Raw genomic sequence first — 17,943 nt, 5'->3', positions numbered from 1 at the left:
CATCGCTCGGGATCCTTCAGTCCGGAAGTGATCCCTCTCCCTTATATTACCAGACTCTGTTCATGCTCGTCAAAATCGGCAACAACCGCCCTCATCTCTTACATAACCTCAAGATGAGGCGGTTGTCACAAGAATTCCTTATTTCGTTACTATTTAGGTTTTAGAATTCATTCCAGAAAGCAACGTCTTCAAGCGGCAATCTTACCGTTGGCCGACCTGGAGCGGCTGCTTTGCCGATGGCAATCAACATGACGCTGCGGTAATGGGAAGGAATATTGAACTCTTCCACGAACTGAACTTTGTTATATCCGCCCATCGGTACGGTATCATACCCTCTGGCACGTGCACTCAGCATCAGCTGCATGGAGATCAATCCGGCATCCACATCCACGATGCTTTCTTTTAAAGATTGATCCATATTCGCATAAAGATTTTCGGCCGTATAGATAAAGCGCTGCTTGATCTCTTCGGTCATATAACCGGCTTCTTCAGACATGGAATATATCTTCTCGCCCTTCTCATACCACTTCATATCTCCCAGCACAGCAATGACGGCTGAGGCTTGAAGTACCTGCTCCTGATTATTGGCAATGGGATGCAGCTTTTTCAAGAGCTCAGCATCATCGATCACAAGAAAGCGCCATGGCTGCAGGTTGCTTGAAGAAGGTGCCAGTGTAGCGTCCATCAGGATCGCTTCCATCTCTTCTCTTGGAATCTTTACCGACGGGTCGTATTGACGAACCGAGTGGCGCTCCTGAATCACGGTTTGAAAATCGGGTTTTGTTATGGTAGACATGGTTTATCCCTCCAAAATTATATTGTGCATTTTTTTGCACAGTTTAGATCGCGCGTTAACTGTGTTATTTAATGCACAGTATATAGCAGACTGAAATTCTTTGTCAACAACATTTTGAAAGGTTCACTGAGCGATGTCCGCAATCGTGCGCGATTCCAGTATTTTTAAGGTACTGTCCTCAATCTCGGATAAAATGCCAACAAAGGATTCCTTGATTTCCTCAGCAAAACAATGACCGGAAGCTGCGTCCAGCATACTGTCGCTGATTGAGCTGTGGACCTGGAGAATCGAGTACACTTCAGCCAAAGTAATATCGCAGGCGTTCTTCTTCAGCCGGTAACCACCATCTCTTCCTTCACGCGATTCAATCATATCGGCTTGCGCGAGTGTTTTCAGTATGCGTCGAATCAACGTCGATTCCGAATGCAGATACGAGGCGATATCGCCGCTTGAGCATTTGCCGGAATGACGTTCAAGCGTCACAAGCGCCTGCACGGCGAGACTGAAGGTTTTATAGGTGGACGGGCAGGCCATTGCTGATTTCTTGGAGGCCACTTCTTTATTTACGCTCATGTTCCTACCCCCTTTTTAAGAATGAGATTGCCTTTAATAGGTGTTCTACAGCAGAAGCAGATGTTCCCATCTTAGCTTTTCATTATTGTAACGTAAACCTGACACTCCATCAAGCACTACAAGGACCATCATCTAATGGCCCTCGTCTTCAACCAGTGCTTGGGACTCATACAAATTCGCCTCTCGGTAATTCACATCCATTCTCAGATGGCTCGCAAGTGCCCGGTCAATATCGCCATGTTCGAACATGCTTTGAATCTCGTTACGCTCTGACTGAATGGCTTTAAGTTCCAGTTCCCTGCGTTCACTGCTAAGCTTCTGCTTTCTTCGGCTCCATACACGATCATTCTGAAGAAAATGCTCCATTGCACGATAGTCTGCAATAACCGCTTGCAGGACTTCCTGCCTCTGCGCCGGCTTCACCGTTTGGATCTCATGGATTGCTGCACGAATGGCCTCCAGCTTCAATGCCTTATACATCTCCCAATCCGGGTGATCCGGAGACATGGGCATTTCTTTGGACTCATTTTTTTTCAACAAGCGCTTTAAATTCCGCCATAAATTCTTCGTGAGCAGCCTGAACTTATATCGGCTGGTCAGCAGCATCTCAACTTTGTTCAGCGAGGACAGGAATTGCTCCGCGACCCTTGCAGAAGCTTTATGTTCCTTAAGCCATGTTTCTGTAACGGTCCGTTCCGCAGTAAGTCCGATTTTTCTAACGGTGATCGTGGCTTCCCAGAACTCTCGCATGTCGCTCTTATCCGTTATTTGAGATTGCTGAAGCCGTTTGGTATACGCATAAATAAGCTGAACCGCCTCCTCCCTGTTTTCATCCGTCATTTCTTCCCGCACGGTACGTATTCCCGCTTGCAGCATATGAAGCCGTGCTTCTTTCTCACGATCAATCACCGCGGCCGTATTCACAGGTTTCTCACGTGTCAGCAGGGGAAGCAGCACGCTCGCAATGACCAGAGTTAACAGGATGACACCCGCGCAGATGAATAACATTAAGCTTCGCTCTGGAAATGAACGATGGTCCGCAAGGGTGAGCGGGATGGAGAAAGCCGCAGCCAGCGTTAATGCCCCCCGTACGCCCGACAGTGCAGTCAGCAGGGAAGACTTGAACTGGCGGTTCGTTGAAGCCCATACCCATATGAAACGCAGCAATATCAGAACAGCCGTTATTAGTAATATATAACCGAGGACTTGTCCATTATTATAGGCAGGATCACTCCATATTTGATTGACGACCCCCGGGATTTCATGCCCGAGCAGAATGAACACCAGCCCGTTTAACGTGAACAGGATTACAGACCAGGTGCTGTCCGATACAACTCTAAGTTTAATGGATGCTGATCGCATACGATCCCTCTCCACGGCGTGGGTGACACCCGCCGCAACGACAGCCAGAATCCCGGACAGATGAAATTCCTCGGCTATAAGGTAGATGATGAATGGCGTCAGAATGATGATCAGCATATGAAGCGTGACGTCCTCCATACCGAGCCGGCGCAGCAGCATTCTGAACCAAATCACAAGAAACCCTAGAAGCGCCCCGACAACGATGCCTCCAATTGCAATGACAAAAAAACTGCCGATGGCTTTCGTTAAAGAAAAATAACCCGTCACTGTAGCTGCAATCGCAAAATTAAACGCAACGAGACCGGACGCATCATTCATAAGCGCTTCGCCTTCAAGTAAATGCATGATTTTCCCCGGCAGCTTCACTCTGCCTGACAGGGAGCCCACCGCAACCGCATCGGTAGGCGAGAGTATCGCAGCCAACGCAAAGGCAGCTGATAACGGTATGGTCGGAATAAGCCAATGAATGAAAGGTCCCGCGATCAGAACGGTTGCAAATACGAGACCTAGCGCCAACAGCAGAATATTGGACCTGAGCTTCCACAACTCGCTCCGTGGGGTCAGCTTCCCATCATTAAACAAGAGCGGTGCGATAAACAGGACCATGAACAATTCCGGATTCAGTGGCACGTGATGGAACCCGCGGATATAGGCGGCCCCGATCCCAAGCGCAATTTGAATCAACGGGACAGGAATGAATGGCAGAAATCGATTGATGATGTTGGAAATACCGATAAGAACCAGAAAAATAAGTACCATAAGAAATATTTCCACAGAGCATCTGCTCCTTCCTCGAGAAGAATAACTTATGTAACATGGGCATGTCTCTCAATAGACTGATTTAGGTTGTGTAGAATAGTAAAGGTTTATTTATGAGCTGGAAAAGTTTCAACCTTCATGCCGCCACAAAAAAACAAGGCTTTCTAAAGGAGATGTCCTTTAGAAAACCCTAGTGCTTGCAAATGCTTATTAATAGGCAGTCCAGCCTGCATCGGCTGTAACAACAGTACCGTTTACAAAGCTGGCTTCATCTGAAGCCAGGAACAATACCACTTTTGCGATCTCTTCCGGTTCCCCTGCCCGTGGGTTCAGGTTGATACCAGCCATAGCTCTTTCCATACCAAACGAATTCGGCGCGTTTAGAGTGGTGCCGATATTCGTGCTGACGCCGCCTGGAGCAACCGCATTACACCGGATTCCCTGCGTTGCATATTGAAAACCGACATTTTTGGTTAATCCGACAACAGCATGCTTAGCGGCCGTATACGCTGCACCTGCTCTGGACCCCATAAGCCCTCCGGCAGAAGCAATGTTGACAATGACCCCGCTCTTTTTCTCCAGGAAGATTGGCAATGATTTACGAATAGTTCTCATTGGTCCTGTTGTATTGATGGCAAATACGCGATCCCACAACTCATCCGTTAGATCCGCAGCCGGTACGAAGTTGTCCATAATGCCGGCATTGTTGATCAAAATATCAAGCGTTCCATATGCATTAACAGTAGCATCAACCAACTGCTGCACATCTTCTTCCTTGGCCACATTCGCTACCAGTGCCAGGGCCGTGCCGCCTTTTGCTGTAATTTCGTCAACAACGGCTTGCGCCGCCTCAAGACGCAGGTCAGACACGACAACTTTTGCGCCTTCGGCAGCAAACAGTTCTGCTGTCGCTTTTCCCATACCGGAAGCAGCACCTGTAACAATCGCAACTTTACCAGATAATCTCATGTTCCATACCCCCATTATTGGTTGGAATATCATTTTGGAAATTAGGGACAACAATCAACAACTGTACAATACACGACATATGTCAATTCTAGTATAATCGTAGTATGATTTAGGTCACAATCATTAAAAAACGTGGAAATGTACGATACCGAACAAAAATCATAAAATTGTTTATATTTTAACTATTAAATTCGTTATATTTTTAACCGAAAGGAATCGAATCTATGCAAACAAGCAATAAAATGACCGATCGTCGCATCGTCCGCAGCAAAGAAGCTTTAAAGCAAGCGCTTCTATCACTCCTCTCGCAGAAGAGCTTTTCCAGCATTTCCATTACGGAAATCGTAGAGTTAGCCAATTACAATCGAGGAACCTTCTATACCCACTACGACAACAAAGAGTCTCTTCTCGATGATATCCTGACTCCTTTAATGGAGGAGCTGATCGCATCCTTCAGGGCTCCTTACGGGGAAGTCGACGTGTTTCATATCGATGAGCTGCCTGCCAATGCGGTAAAAATATTTGATTATATTCACCAAAATGCAGACGTATATACGGCCTTATTCAAAAGCGATGTTCTACCCCTTGTCCGGGATAAAATGTTCTCGGCATTAAAACAAATCGCCATGGAGGACTTGGACTACCCCAGGGGAGAACTCAACCATGAACTACTCATCATCTACAACATGCACGCCTTACTCGGCCTGGTATTCCACTGGATCGAGAACAATTTCCAATACCCCGTCCCTTATATGAGAGATCAACTGGTTCTCATGATCAACTGGAGGCCGAGAAGCGTAAGAACACAGATTAAGCGCACGGACCTTACTTGAAATCAATGAGCGGATAACGTAGAAGAACCATCAACCCTTTCAAAACGCAAATTGAACGGGTTGATGGTTTTGGTTGCTGAATTAACGGTTTTTCTTACAAAGCCCCTGCCGCCGATCCGGTCCAGATCGTGAACCAGCCTTATCTCCCGCGGATATTCTTATTCTTGTTCCAGAGGAGTGGAGAGAACCGTCATGGTCGTTGTATGTCCATACTCGCTGCAATCATAGATGAAGGCTTCGAGAGACTTCATGGAAGCAGTTTCGATTTTCATAAGAAAATTGTATTGTCCGCTGACTTGATAAATCTGGGTGACCTCCTGCGACTGTTTGGCGAATGCCGTCAGCCGGTCACAATGACTGGCTTGAATCAGGATGAAGGCCGTTACGCCTTTCCCCATTTTGTCAGGAGATAGAACCGCACGATACCCCGTAATTACGCCCTTCTCCTCCAGACGCTTCACACGTTCGGATACCGCAGGCTGCGTCATATTGACCTTTCTCCCCAATTCGGAGAAGGAGATTCTTGCATTATTTTTTAACAGCTCCAAGATTTGAAGATCAAGCTGATCCATGATTACACTCCTCTGTCTTACCCAAATTCAATTTCAAAGTTGGATGTGCGAAACGCTTATAAATTCAAAGTAATACGGTAAGGATTCCTTGGGTTTCATCTGTAACTATAGGGCTATGATTTATACAATAGAGCTAGGTTAACAAGCATTCATTCAAGGAGGAATATTCTAGCAGATGAGATAGCAGATATGATAGCCATCGGCCGCCCATTGCTGGAGGATGCCAATTTCGGTGAAAAAATGCTGTCCTTAGCCTAATACTCCATCTCAAGTGACATATATTCGTTTATTTGCGCACTTCAATAAGAAAGCCAAAGGCCGCATCCACAAAGGTAGGTAGGTTTGAACCACCCTTGGATACGGCCTTTTCTTTAATATCGATCAATTCCATCTATAATCTAGAAAATAACGTCGAGTGTACTTTCGACGATTCGATCGGCCAGCTCGCGATTCATCGTAGCGGAGTTCATCACCCGCAGTCCATAGTAGCTGCTTAAGAATAAGCTAGCCAGCTGCTTCGCAGAGCGTTCAGCCGGAATTTCCCCCGATTGTATCGCCTCTTCCATCACGCTGATCAAGTCTTCCTCAAGATCATAAATATATTGCCCGAATATCCGTTCAACCATCGGGTCCCGCCCAGCCCGTTCCATACTGATATTAACCGCCATGCAGCCGCGGTGGTTCGGGTCCGAAAAATCCATGCCGATTGCCCATTCAAACAAGGCGCGCAGCCTATCCTTAACCGGGATGGACCGGCCCAGAATCTCTCTGGATATCTCCAGGCCTTCATCATTGTAACGTTGAAGCACCTGCTCGAATAACTCATTCTTGCTGCCGAACGCATTGTACAGGCTCCCTTTACCCAGCCCTGTCTTCTCGCAGAGCTCTTGCGTAGAACTCGCTTCATAACCCTTGGACCAGAATACGTCCGTGGCAGCATCTATGACAGCTTCCTTCTTGAACTCACGCGGTCTTCCGTTCGTGGTCATTCCCCTCATCCTTTTTGAACATGATCTTTGTTACCTAAAAGTATAGGGTTTATGTACCACTCAGTCAAATATTACCCGGGTTCCCCCGAAAAGATTCGTCGAACGGTTTCATATGCCAACTTCGGACGACGATATTCATCTACAATACCTTTGTTGTTCCGCGTGCATGAACGATTCAGCAGCCATCCAAGCCCTTCCGTCACTCGGCAATCGCTAAATTGCCATATAAACATCCCGGATATGTATTCGCGCTCCATGTATGCCTTCAGATTGCTCGCGATAATATCGGCCTGCCGTTCCTCAGAGCCTTTCTCCCGATTCGGACTGCGGAATCCGTAAAACCCGTCCCCTGAGGTTTATCGCTAACGCATGCGGATTTCATGATGAATTTCATTTCAATAAAGCATTTCACAAGTACAAAGGTATAGCACCCGCGGAGTTCCGCAAAACCTCAAAAGATGCGGATCATTCAGCCCTGTAACGGTTGCTAATTGGTGTCTCGGCGTGTACTTTCGAATCTAAGAAAACCTTTTGTAATCGAAATAAAATTCTAAACCAAAAACGGACTTTAGAGACGTTATTTAGCAGATAGCAGTAAATCGACTGCCAATGCCCATGATAACGACTCTGTTGTCCGTTTTAACTAGAAAATGATTCTTTTTTGTAACCTATTGTCTCCAGAAGATTTTTCATCCCGGTGGCGGGGCCGTGGATCGGCGGATGATCAACTCCGGGGGGAGCACAATACGCTGTACAGGTTCTCCCTGGCTGGCCAGATTCCTGACCACAAGGTCCACCGCCAGGCGACCCATCTGTTCCATCGGCTGGGCAATAACAGTGAGCGGCGGATCTGTTACTCGGGCCAGAATCGTATCGTCAAAGCTGACGACCGAACAGTCCTCAGGAACGCGCAGCCCGAGCTCGCGAATCGCCTGCAGGGCGCCGATCGCCAGCATGTCGTTGCAACAAAACAGCGCAGTAGGCGGTTCCTCCAGCTCCAACATAACTTTGGCTCGTCTGAATCCGTCCTCGATCTTATGGTCACAGGCCGCAATATAGTCGGGGGAAAGCCCTAAACCGAACGAGGCGGCAGCTTCGACAAAACCCCTTACCCGCTCATTGCTGCTCGTCACCCGTTCATGCTCGGCAAGTACGGCCAGCCTGCGGTGACCGAGACGAAGCAGATGCTCAGCAGCGAGACGGCCCCCTTCCAAGTCATGAACCCGGACGCTGCTGGCTCCAAGTGCCGGATTGTCCCGGGCGATAAGCGCTATAGCCAGCGAATGCTCCTGAAACGGCTTGAGCAGCTCACCATGGGATACGCCCGTACCGATAATAACGCCATCCACCTGCTTTTGCCTCAGCAGGCTGACATAGCGTTTTACCTTCTCTTCCTGGTTGTCCGTGCTGCAGATGATCACGCTGTATCCAAGCTGATGCCCGTGATCCTCGACCGAGCGTGCAATCTCGGCAAAAAAGGGGTTGGAGATGTCGGGGACGAGCAATCCCAGGGTATAGGTTTTTTTGCCGGCGAGGGCTGAGGCAATCGCGTTCGGCCGATAATTCAGGCGCTGCATGATATCCAGAATCTCCTCACGACGTTCGCGACTGATCTTGCCCTTGCCGTTCATGACATGAGAGACGGTAGCAATGGAAACGCCGGCTTCGCGCGCAACGTCATAAATAGTCGCTCTTATCATCCCTTGTGCTCCATTTGTTTAATTTTGGCTATTTCAATTTATTATGGGCTTTCATCTCGTTTAACGCAAGGCCGTTTTGTCGTAAATACTGCCTGCAGACATGCACACCTAGGATCCTGGTCCATAGCACGTTCCCTGACTTAGCTTGCTTTATCTCATAAGCCAATCATGATCCGGATCATTCCGGAATTTCCATATTCGCTTCGGCCCCGCCATGACGTTCAGGTAGTACACATCATACCCGGGAGGCGCGGATACCGGATGGTAGCCCTCGGGCACCATTACGGCCTCGCCGTCTTTGACCGCCATCGTTTCGTCCAGCGAACGGTCATCGGTATAGACCCGCTGAACGGCAAAACCGCACTCCGGCTGAACCCGGTAGTAGTAGGTTTCCTCCAGCAGCGATTCCTCCGGCAGCTCATCGCGATCATGCTTGTGCGGTGGGTAGCTGGACCAGTTGCCCCCATCCGTAAACACCTCGACCACCAATAGGCTATCCGCCGGCTTTTGCTCCGGCAAAATATTATGCACCAGACGCGACATGCTCCCGCTCCCGCGGTTCTCCACGCCGACATCTTCCGGCGCGATGAGACGGGCCGGGTGAGTGCCTTTCCCCGGGGCAAGACACACGGCCAGCTCCATTTCGGTTAATGCCGTGACCTCGAACTGTTTCTGTGATGGCACATAAACCGTATAGGGAGGCGTCTTTTCAAACACGCTCATGCGCTTGCCAATGTTGTCCCAGCTCTCTCCCCCTGCCTTCACGTCGGCTCGCCCGGTTAACAGAACAAGAGCCGCTTCTTGATCTCCCGTGGCTCGGCTCAGCGTCTGTCCTTCCCTTAAACGAAATACTTCAAAGCCCACATATGCCCAGCCTGCGCTTTCCGGCGTAATGGACAGCACGCGCCCGTCCAGGTCCGGCGTCGTTATGGGTACAATTAAGTTCGGCATGGTGTTCCTCCTCTTTTATGGATTTGGTCTGTTAATGATGTAGTTTCAATAGATACGCTCTCCCGTTTGAGCAAGATATTCCGGCGCTTTGGCAACAGCTTATCATATACCGATTTCAAGCAGATACTTAGCGAATACAAACGGTTATTTCTTCTTGTTCAGCCAGCTTAGGCATCTCCCTACATCATGCTGCCAATTACAGCCTCTCCAGATTTAGCCTGCCGAAATGCCGGTGGTGAGCTCGGCCAGCTTTACCGGGCGGCCCTGCTGCAGCGAACGCTTGGCCGCCAGGGCGATCAGCTCTGCTTGAAGGGCGTCATGGCCGCTGACCGGCACCGGGGTGCCGTTCTGCAAGCTTTCGATAAATTGCCGCGTCTCGTTCATGTACGCTTCCTTGTACCGCTCCAGAAAGAAATACAGCGGTTTGTCGCGGGTGACGCCGTCCGGACCGCTGATAACAGCGGTGCTTGGATAGTCGTTATCGGCGGATACGCTGCCTCCGGAGCCAAACACCTCGATCCGCTGATCATAACCGTAGACGGCCTTGCGGCTGTTGTCGATGACGCCAAGCGCTCCGCTTTCAAACCGCAGCGTTGTGAGGGCGGTGTCGATGTCGCCCAGCTCTCCGATGGCAGGGTCCACCAGTACCGCTCCCTGGGCGTACACTTCGATCACCTCGCTGCCCGATAGAAAACGGGCGATGTCGAAATCATGAATGGCCATATCCATAAACAGCCCGCCGGACACTTTAATGTAATCCGGATGGGGCGGGCTAGGATCGCGCGAAGTAATCTTAATCAGATGCGTTTCCCCGATTCTTCCCTCTGACACAATCTCCTGAACCCTGCTGAAGTTATGGTCAAACCGGCGGTTGAAGCCGATCTGCAGACTTACGCCGGCCGCTTCCACGGCCGCCAGCGCCTCGCGGGTCTGATCCACGCTCATGCTGACCGGTTTCTCGCAGAAAATATGCTTGCCGTTCGCCGCAGCCTGCTTGATCAGCGGGACATGCGTATCCGTCGAGGAGCAGATCAACACGGCATCGATATCCGGATGTTCCATGATATCGTTACTATTAGTCGTAACCATAGGAATGCCGCGTTCCGCGGCCCAGGCCCTCAGCTCGTCGTCGGCGAACAAATCGCTGATGGCCGCAATTTTCGCACCAGGCGTGCGCAGCAGATGATCCGCATGGATTTTGCCGATTCGTCCAACACCGATAATGCCGATATTAATAGTTTTCATATGAACGTCTCCTCTGCTTAAGGGCTACCAGCGCGCTGTTACCATTTTCTTGCGGGTATAGAACTCCACGCCGTCCGTTCCATTCGCATGCAGATCCCCATAGAAAGAATTTTTCCAACCGGAGAACGGAAAGAACGCCATCGGCGCTGGAACGCCGAGGTTGACTCCAAGCATGCCGGCATCGATATGCTCACGGAACTGGCGCACGTCGCTGCCATCCTGCGTGAACAGGCAGGCCCCGTTCGCGAAGTCCGAGCGGTTGGAGATTTCAATCGCTTCCTCCAGCGATTCCGCCCGCATGACGGACAGCACCGGGGCGAAAATTTCGTCCTTCCAAATCTTCATCTCGCTGGTCACCTCATCAAAAATCGTCGGTCCGACAAAATATCCGTCACCGCTCACGGCCTTGTCGCTTCGACCATCACGCACCAGCTTAGCGCCTTCTTGCTCGCCCGCCTCGATATAACGGATCGTGCGCTCCTTGTGAGCTTGCCTGATGACCGGTCCGAGGAAGACACCTTCGTCCGCTCCGTTGCCGATGGTAATCTCATCGGCCGCCTGCTTCAGCTTCTCCAGCAGCGGTTCCGCCACGTCACCCACGGCCACGACGACGGAGCAGGCCATACAGCGCTCACCGGCAGAACCGAAGGCCGCGCTGACGATCTGGCTCACGGCAGCATCCAAGTCGGCAGACGGCGTCACGATGCTGTGATTCTTCGCTCCAGCCAAAGCCTGCACGCGCTTGCCGTGGGAAGAAGCGGTTTTGTACACATACTCCGCCACCGGCTGGGAGCCCACGAAGGACACGGCGGCGATGCCGGGATGTTCCAGAATGCCGTTGACCACATCATGAGCGCCGTGAACGATATTCAGAACGCCCTCCGGCAGACCGGCTTCTGTGAACAGCTCCGCCAGACGCTGAGCCAAGAGCGGCGTGCGCTCCGACGGCTTCAGCACGAACGCATTGCCGCAAGCGATGGCGAGCGGGAACATCCAGCACGGCACCATCATCGGGAAGTTGAACGGCGTGATGCCCGCCACTACGCCGATCGGATACCGGTACATGCCGGACTCCAGGTTGGTGGCGATGTCGGGAAGCTGCTTGCCCATCATCAGCGTAGGCGCACCGGCGGCAAACTCCACGCACTCGATGCCGCGCTGTACCTCGCCGTAGGCTTCGGCATAGCTTTTGCCGTTCTCCGACGTAATCAGGCGTGCCAGCTCCTCCCAGTGCTCCACGAGCAGCTGTTGATACTTAAACAGAATGCGCGCGCGGCGAGGCACGGCCGTCTTGGCCCAGGTACGTCCCGCTTTGGCGGCCGCCTGTACGGCCTGATCCACTTCCCCTTTCGTGGATAACGGGACGTAAGCAAGAATCTCTTCCGTTGCCGGATTGTATACGGGATCAGTTGTTTCGGATCGGGATGGAACGAATTGTCCGCCGATATAATTGCTCAGGGTTTGCGTCATGGCTGGTATGCCCCTTTCGTTTGGATCAGTAAAGATAAAAAAAAATGAATGCTCTGCTCTACAAGAAATGAAGATTAGCAAAATCACAAGTAGGGGTGAAATTTCTAGAAAGAATACACTCTCAAGAACAGGAGTAATCTCACGAACAAGGGTAATCACAAAACAGGCCTTATCTCAAAAACACGAAATCTTATGAACGGGCAAAATCTCAGTATTGATAGATCTCAATAAAGATCCTGAGCATGGACTAAACTCAGGTATTGGCAGTAATCTCGCCTCGCTTGCAGCGCTCGATATAATCGTGAACCGCCGTGCTCGTCGGCATCGCATCGGAGCAGCTGTGGCTGGATATGACGATGCTAGCCGCCGCGCTGCCGAATTCCATGCAGCGCTCGATGGTCCAGCCCTGCATCAGGCCGTACAGAAAGCCGGCAGCGTATGAATCCCCCGCCCCGAACGTCTTGATGACTTTCGCCGGAAAGCTCCGAGCCGTATGGCTGGCACCGCCTGGGGTATATGCGATGGAGCCTTCCTTGCCGTGCTTGATAATCACGATCTTGGCGTTATAATCAAACCATTTGGCCGCCGTGATGCGATCGCTGCGCTCCGGATTACCCCCGAACTGCTCCATCATGTCAAACTCTTCGCGCGTGCCGAGGATAATGTCGCATGATTCCGCCGCTAAATTGTAATAGGTTGCCGTCTCCTGCGGGGATTTCCATGTGTACGGACGGTAATCGAGGTCAAACGCGATCACGGCGCCGTGGCGCTTGGCATAGCCCAGAGCCAGAAACACGGCTTCCCGGGAAGGACTAGCCGCGAGCGCGGTTCCGGAGATCAGTACCATTTTGGCGGAGGCGATCAGCTCCTCGCTCACGTCCCCTGTTTCCAGCAGCAAATCCGCAGCGTTGTCGCGATACATTAGAATGCTGCAGTCGGTCGGGCTCTTGATCTCGGTAAAGGCCAGACCCGTTACGGCTCCCGTACGATCGATTGTCACGCCCTTCGTCGTAATCCGGTTATCTTCGAGGTACTTTGTAATAAAACGCCCCATCTGATCGTCCGCCACCTTGCCGATGAAGCCTGTATTCAGGCCAAGGCGGGCCATCCCGATACAGATATTGGCGGGTGATCCTCCGACATATTTGGTAAACGTGGTCGTTTCCTCCATCGGCCGGTTAATCTCATTGGCATTCAGGTCGATGCACAGCCTCCCTACAGCCACAAAATCCATCGGTTTTGCGTTATTGAACGTGATTTCACTCATGGATAAACCTCCTTGATCAGATCGGCCGCGGCTGAGCATTCATATGACTGCATGACTCCGTTCGCTAATGGCCGTAATCATTTGCAACTCTCGTAATACTTACAGTTCAAAAATACTTCCAACCGGTAGACACTCCCAGATCGCTCCGCCCGCACTTGAATGAGTTTACTTTTGTCCGATAAGTATGTTACGATTCCACCCTCGAACTCAGTCGCATCGCCTTGAGCCTGGCTCGACCCTCGAGCCGTGGCTTCAGCCCTGCATCTTCGTCAGGTCTCCAGGCCGTCCAGGTATTCAATCGCCCGTTGAGCATACTCCTTGGCCGGATGAAGCGCAGGATCCTGCTCACCCTCCAGCATCGCCCAGCCGTCATAGCCGCGTTCAACAAGCTCTTTGATAATCGGCGCAAAATCGATGCATCCGTCGCCAGGAACCGTAAACACGCCCCTGCGGATGCAGCTTACGAAATCGCAGTTGTCCAGGCGCGCCTGTTCCAGCACATCAAGCCGAATATCCTTCAGATGGATATACGCGATCCGGTCATAATGCTTGCGGAGCAGCTCCAGCGGGTCGTTTCCCCCGTAATAGGCATGACCGGTGTCGTACAGGAGAGACACCAGCGAAGGGTCAGTCATGGACATCAGCCGGTCGATCTCGTACGGCTGCTCCACAACCGTGCCGCCATGATGATGATAAGCCAGCTTCATGCCGTAGCTTGCCGCAATCTCTCCAGCCTGGTTCAGTCCTTCCGCCAGGCTCTCCCATCCGGCGTCATCCAGACGGAGAACGATGCTCTCATTCGGCGTCCGGCGGGGATCGAAGTGAAGTGATCCCCCTATCTCCGCCGTGCTGATCACCGTGCTGCCGAACCCGGCCAGAAACTCTGCGTGCCGTCGGTAAGCCTCCAGCTCCTGCCTGCGATAGTCGGGATCGGAGAACAGCACCGACTTCCACTGGGAGACCAACTGAATGCCGCGCGCATCCAGCTCCCGTTTCAGCACTGCCCGATCCTTGGGGAATTTCCTTCCCATCTCCGTGCCTGTCAGACCCAAAGCCGCAATATCATCCACAATCATCTCAAACGTCGTGTCGTCTCCATGCTCCCTAACGTCCTCGCCAACCCAGTTAATGGGATGAATCCCTAGCTTGAACAGCCTGTCACTCATTACCATCGCTCCTTTGCTTGTTTAGCAGGGGTTTGCTTCTTTCCTCCTGGCCCTTAAGTTCGACCGGCTTCCTTTCCAGAGGCACTTGTTTATCCTTCTTTGCTCCGAGCCAAATAGTATGGCACCTGCTCCAGCTGCTAGTATGGTCTTGCTTCCTTGCTTCGGGCCGCCATCTGGCGCTGCGCTTCGGCCACCTTGCTTGAGGCCGACACCTCCGGCACCTCTACGCGCCACCAGGACTCATAACCGTCGGTGTTCGTTCCCGGAACGACCGGAATCTCGATCAGTGTCGTCACGTTTTCCTTCAGCGCCAGGAGCAGCGCTTCATGCAGTGCCTCCGGCGTGTTGGCCTTGTAGGCTTTAGCGCCGAGCGCACGCGCGTGCGCGGCAAAATCAATCGGGATGTACTCTCCGGTCAAGCGGCCAGTCCCCTCTTCTCGGCGTCGGAACTCATTGCCGAACCCGTCGCTGCCGTTGCTCCGCTGCAGATTATGAATGCATTGGAAACCGTGGTTGTCGAACAGCACAATCGTTATCTTCCGCCCTTCCTGCAAGCTGGTGACCAGCTCCGAATGCATCATCAGGTAACTGCCATCGCCGACCAGCGCATAGACTTCACGGTCCGGCTCCGCGAGGGCCGTACCTAAGGCGCCGCTCACCTCGTACCCCATGCAGGAGAAGCCATACTCCATGTGGTACGTCTTCGGTTCGGAAGGTCTCCATAACCGGTGCAGGTCTCCCGGCAGACTGCCTGCCGCACAGACGATGACGGAAGATGGGGAGATGACCTCATTGATGACGCCAAGGGCTCTCGTCTGCGACAAGCCGTCCGGATGCTCGGCAGCGTACAGGCGGTCCACCTCGCTGTCCCACTCTGCTTTCAAACTGGCAAGCTCGTTTTCTTCGTAACCCGCTTGATAGCCGTCCCTAGACAGCTTCTGATACAGCGCTTTCAACCCTTCCTTCGCATCGGCAATCAGTGCTTCACCGCCGAGCTTGGCGCCGTCCGCGCTGTTGACATTCAGGTTCAGGAACGATACGTCCTCCCTTTGAAACGCCCATTTGGAGGACGTTGTAAAGTCCGAATACCGGGTGCCGACGCCGATAATCAGATCAGCAGACGCCGCGATGCGATTCGCCGCCAGCGAGCCCGTTACGCCCATGGCGCCGAGGTTCAGGGGGTGTTTCCAGGAAAGCGCACTTTTGCCGGCCTGCGTTTCAGCGACCGGGATGCCGAAAGCTTCCGCAAATGCAGCCAGGTCCTTGGCAGCATCGCTGTAGTGCACGCCTCCTCCTGCAATGATGAGCGGACGCTTGCTGGCTGCAATCCGTAACGCCGCACGCTTCAGTCCTTCCGCCGACGGCGGGCGGCGGTCGATGACGTGTACCGTTTTCTCAAACAGCGAATCCGGATATTCGTACGCCTCGGCCTGCACGTCCTGAGGCAGCGCCAGCGTAACCGCCCCTGTCTCCGCCGGATCGGTCAGCACGCGGATCGCCTGCCGGGCGGCCGCGATAAGCTGCTCCGGCCGGGAAATCCGGTCCCAATACCGGCTCACCGGCTTGAATGCATCTGCGGCGGACACGGTGTAATCCGACGGGGCCTCAATCTGCTGCAGCACCGGGTCAGGCTGGCGGCAGGCAAAGTTGTCGCCAGGCAGCAGCAGTACCGGGATGCGGTTCACCGTTGCCGTAGCTGCGGCGGTGACCATATTGAGCGCACCGGGTCCGATGGACGAGGTGCAGGCCCAAATCTGCCGCCGGTTTTTTTGCTTTGCGTATGCCGCGGCGGTATGCACCATACCCTGTTCGTTTTTGCCCTGAACATAAACCAGGTCTCCCGAGCTTCGTTCCAAGGCCTCGCCAAGACCGGTTACATTCCCGTGTCCGAATATCCCCATCACCCCGTGCACGAATTTCGTCTCCACTCCATCAACAGAAATATACTGTGCATCCAAAAACTTCAGCAGTGCTTGCGCCATCGTTAATCGTGTCGTCGTCAACCGGTTCATCTCCTTTTCAACTTTTCATCGTCGTTGCATCCTATGGATAAAACTTAATGCGAATTAAGCGCTTAACCTGTTGGATCGAGGCGCCTAATCAACTAAGGGTTAAGCGCTTTACAGAAAGTGTATGCTTTACTGGCCGCCCAGCATGCCTTTCAATTTTATGATTTCCACGCCCGCCAGCATCATGATGCCGGTCCGGTCAGCCCCTACCATGCCCGAATGGCGATATCGGCGAACGCTGGAATCCGGAATTTCCAAAAAGGAAACGCTGTCATTTATTATCAGATTAATCATCTGCTCCAACTGATACAAACTGACGTTTATCACCAGCAGACCCTGGCTTCCAAAGGGGAGCGGCAAATTTTTGTACATGGAGATGACCTGCTTCGGTTCGTTCTCCCCCAGACCCGTCATGGAGCGTACGGCCGACGAACCCCGATAATCGTGCTCCTTCGCGGCGTGCTCGATAAAAGAACGGTCCGGAAACGATGAGAGGGAACTCTGTCCGCTGGTGGTCAGAACTGATTGATCCGAATGACAGTACAAATAGACTGATCAATCAAGTCGCTGTCCGTCTGCAGCACACGAAGTCGTTTCACCAGCGAGTACATCAGATTCTGGTCGGATGACGGGGTACTGAACAGATAGCTTGAGTATAGGGAACTTGCCTCCACTTCGTTCAGCACGTTCATCTCAATCACATGGATGGAGCGGTCAAGGTCTTCCATAATAAATCTGGTGGATATACCGTTTGCCTTGGCCGCCTCTTCGCGTGAGGCCTCGTTAAACATAATAAAAGAAAAAAACACGATAAGCGTAATGGTGATAAGGAAAATGGGGAAATAGGCAAGAAGCAGCTTGCGATACCAGTTTTGCTGCAAAGAGGTCATTACTTTCTCTTCCAGGTTAAGCGTTTTACTTATGCTTGTGCTATATTGTAGCACGGCTTTGTCCCTCAATGGAAGAGCGATGACTCCAATGGAAGTACTCCTGAAAATCTTCTTTTACCTTACACCATGGTCATTCTGATTCGGGAAACCAACTCAGACGATGTTATTAGTGCAAGATTTTACGAATACTGTCCTCTTCATCTCTAACACTTGAATGCAATCAGTTTCTTCCTGCTTCACGCCTCATTCGCACCGAAAAAACAGGTACAGTCTATCATCTTCTCAACACGGTACTTAAAATCATGACCACCCGTCCAACGGGTGGTTTGCACTTGGGGTATAACCCCCTGTTGCCAAACTGCGCCTAAAGACGCTAGCCTGACCACAAATCT

At 51.9% G+C, this 17,943-nt stretch carries 18 protein-coding genes; 2 read left to right on the top strand and 16 right to left on the bottom strand.

The window, feature by feature from the left end; genetic code table 11:
* Positions 1-160 precede the first annotated feature (160 nt).
* From ACOZB4_RS28440 to ACOZB4_RS28425, 4 genes are all read right to left on the bottom strand, one after another.
* Complete coding sequence (locus ACOZB4_RS28440; RefSeq protein ID WP_379405681.1) at positions 161-796, bottom strand: nitroreductase family protein; 636 nt, start codon at positions 794-796, stop codon at positions 161-163.
* A gap of 123 nt (positions 797-919) precedes the next feature.
* Positions 920-1,369, bottom strand: coding sequence for an RrF2 family transcriptional regulator (locus tag ACOZB4_RS28435; RefSeq protein WP_379405679.1), 450 nt, complete (start codon positions 1,367-1,369; stop codon positions 920-922).
* 132 nt (positions 1,370-1,501) lie between these two features.
* Positions 1,502-3,505: a Na+/H+ antiporter gene (locus tag ACOZB4_RS28430; RefSeq protein WP_379405677.1), complete on the bottom strand. Its 2,004-nt coding sequence runs from the start codon at positions 3,503-3,505 to the stop codon at positions 1,502-1,504.
* A gap of 195 nt (positions 3,506-3,700) precedes the next feature.
* A complete protein-coding gene (locus tag ACOZB4_RS28425) occupies positions 3,701-4,459 on the bottom strand; it encodes an SDR family oxidoreductase (RefSeq protein WP_076321741.1) in 759 nt (252 codons plus the stop codon).
* Between the two features lie 242 nt (positions 4,460-4,701).
* Here ACOZB4_RS28425 and ACOZB4_RS28420 point away from each other — a divergent pair, with 242 nt between their 5' ends.
* On the top strand, positions 4,702-5,292 hold the full coding sequence (locus ACOZB4_RS28420; RefSeq protein ID WP_422759710.1) for a TetR/AcrR family transcriptional regulator: 591 nt from the start codon (positions 4,702-4,704) through the stop codon (positions 5,290-5,292).
* Positions 5,293-5,450: 158 nt separating this feature from the next.
* On the opposite strand, the gene ACOZB4_RS28415 is transcribed toward ACOZB4_RS28420, so the two are convergent.
* From ACOZB4_RS28415 to ACOZB4_RS28405, 3 genes are all read right to left on the bottom strand, one after another.
* On the bottom strand, positions 5,451-5,864 hold the full coding sequence (locus ACOZB4_RS28415) for an Lrp/AsnC family transcriptional regulator (RefSeq protein WP_379405672.1): 414 nt from the start codon (positions 5,862-5,864) through the stop codon (positions 5,451-5,453).
* A gap of 398 nt (positions 5,865-6,262) precedes the next feature.
* On the bottom strand, positions 6,263-6,853 hold the full coding sequence (locus tag ACOZB4_RS28410) for a TetR/AcrR family transcriptional regulator (RefSeq protein ID WP_215162977.1): 591 nt from the start codon (positions 6,851-6,853) through the stop codon (positions 6,263-6,265).
* Positions 6,854-6,924: 71 nt separating this feature from the next.
* Positions 6,925-7,086: a hypothetical protein gene (locus ACOZB4_RS28405; protein ID WP_422759709.1), complete on the bottom strand. Its 162-nt coding sequence runs from the start codon at positions 7,084-7,086 to the stop codon at positions 6,925-6,927.
* Positions 7,087-7,184: 98 nt separating this feature from the next.
* Between ACOZB4_RS28405 and ACOZB4_RS28400 the strand changes: the two genes are divergently transcribed.
* Positions 7,185-7,334 carry a helix-turn-helix domain-containing protein gene (locus ACOZB4_RS28400; protein ID WP_379406146.1) on the top strand — a complete coding sequence of 50 codons (150 nt, stop codon included), beginning with the start codon at positions 7,185-7,187 and terminating at the stop codon, positions 7,332-7,334.
* A gap of 208 nt (positions 7,335-7,542) precedes the next feature.
* On the opposite strand, the gene ACOZB4_RS28395 is transcribed toward ACOZB4_RS28400, so the two are convergent.
* From ACOZB4_RS28395 to ACOZB4_RS28355, 9 genes are all read right to left on the bottom strand, one after another.
* Complete coding sequence (locus ACOZB4_RS28395) at positions 7,543-8,553, bottom strand: LacI family DNA-binding transcriptional regulator (protein WP_339265559.1); 1,011 nt, start codon at positions 8,551-8,553, stop codon at positions 7,543-7,545.
* A gap of 150 nt (positions 8,554-8,703) precedes the next feature.
* Entirely contained in the window at positions 8,704-9,504 is an 801-nt protein-coding gene (iolB, locus tag ACOZB4_RS28390) for a 5-deoxy-glucuronate isomerase (RefSeq protein ID WP_379405669.1), read from the bottom strand.
* Between the two features lie 213 nt (positions 9,505-9,717).
* Entirely contained in the window at positions 9,718-10,749 is a 1,032-nt protein-coding gene (gene iolG, locus ACOZB4_RS28385; RefSeq protein WP_379405667.1) for an inositol 2-dehydrogenase, read from the bottom strand.
* A gap of 24 nt (positions 10,750-10,773) precedes the next feature.
* Positions 10,774-12,219 carry a CoA-acylating methylmalonate-semialdehyde dehydrogenase gene (locus ACOZB4_RS28380; protein ID WP_379406145.1) on the bottom strand — a complete coding sequence of 482 codons (1,446 nt, stop codon included), beginning with the start codon at positions 12,217-12,219 and terminating at the stop codon, positions 10,774-10,776.
* Positions 12,220-12,472: 253 nt separating this feature from the next.
* The gene (gene iolC, locus ACOZB4_RS28375) at positions 12,473-13,486 is read right to left on the bottom strand and encodes a 5-dehydro-2-deoxygluconokinase (protein ID WP_379405665.1); all 1,014 of its coding nucleotides are present in this window, start codon (positions 13,484-13,486) and stop codon (positions 12,473-12,475) included.
* A 269-nt stretch (positions 13,487-13,755) separates the two neighbouring features.
* The gene (gene iolE, locus ACOZB4_RS28370; protein WP_379405663.1) at positions 13,756-14,652 is read right to left on the bottom strand and encodes a myo-inosose-2 dehydratase; all 897 of its coding nucleotides are present in this window, start codon (positions 14,650-14,652) and stop codon (positions 13,756-13,758) included.
* 137 nt (positions 14,653-14,789) lie between these two features.
* Positions 14,790-16,655, bottom strand: a complete 1,866-nt coding sequence (gene iolD, locus ACOZB4_RS28365; protein ID WP_379405661.1) for a 3D-(3,5/4)-trihydroxycyclohexane-1,2-dione acylhydrolase (decyclizing) — start codon at positions 16,653-16,655, stop codon at positions 14,790-14,792.
* A gap of 135 nt (positions 16,656-16,790) precedes the next feature.
* On the bottom strand, positions 16,791-17,207 hold the full coding sequence (locus tag ACOZB4_RS28360; protein WP_379405659.1) for a hypothetical protein: 417 nt from the start codon (positions 17,205-17,207) through the stop codon (positions 16,791-16,793).
* The gene (locus tag ACOZB4_RS28355) at positions 17,177-17,551 is read right to left on the bottom strand and encodes a hypothetical protein (RefSeq protein WP_379405657.1); all 375 of its coding nucleotides are present in this window, start codon (positions 17,549-17,551) and stop codon (positions 17,177-17,179) included. Before ACOZB4_RS28355 ends, ACOZB4_RS28360 begins: the two co-directional genes overlap by 31 nt.
* Between the last annotated feature and the right edge of the window lie 392 nt (positions 17,552-17,943).

Origin of the sequence: Paenibacillus sp. NPDC058898, from assembly GCF_049316025.1 — a bacterium.
In the GTDB taxonomy this organism is placed as follows: Bacteria; Bacillota; Bacilli; order Paenibacillales; family Paenibacillaceae; genus Paenibacillus_AQ.
This window is presented reverse-complemented; position numbering and strand designations above follow the sequence as displayed.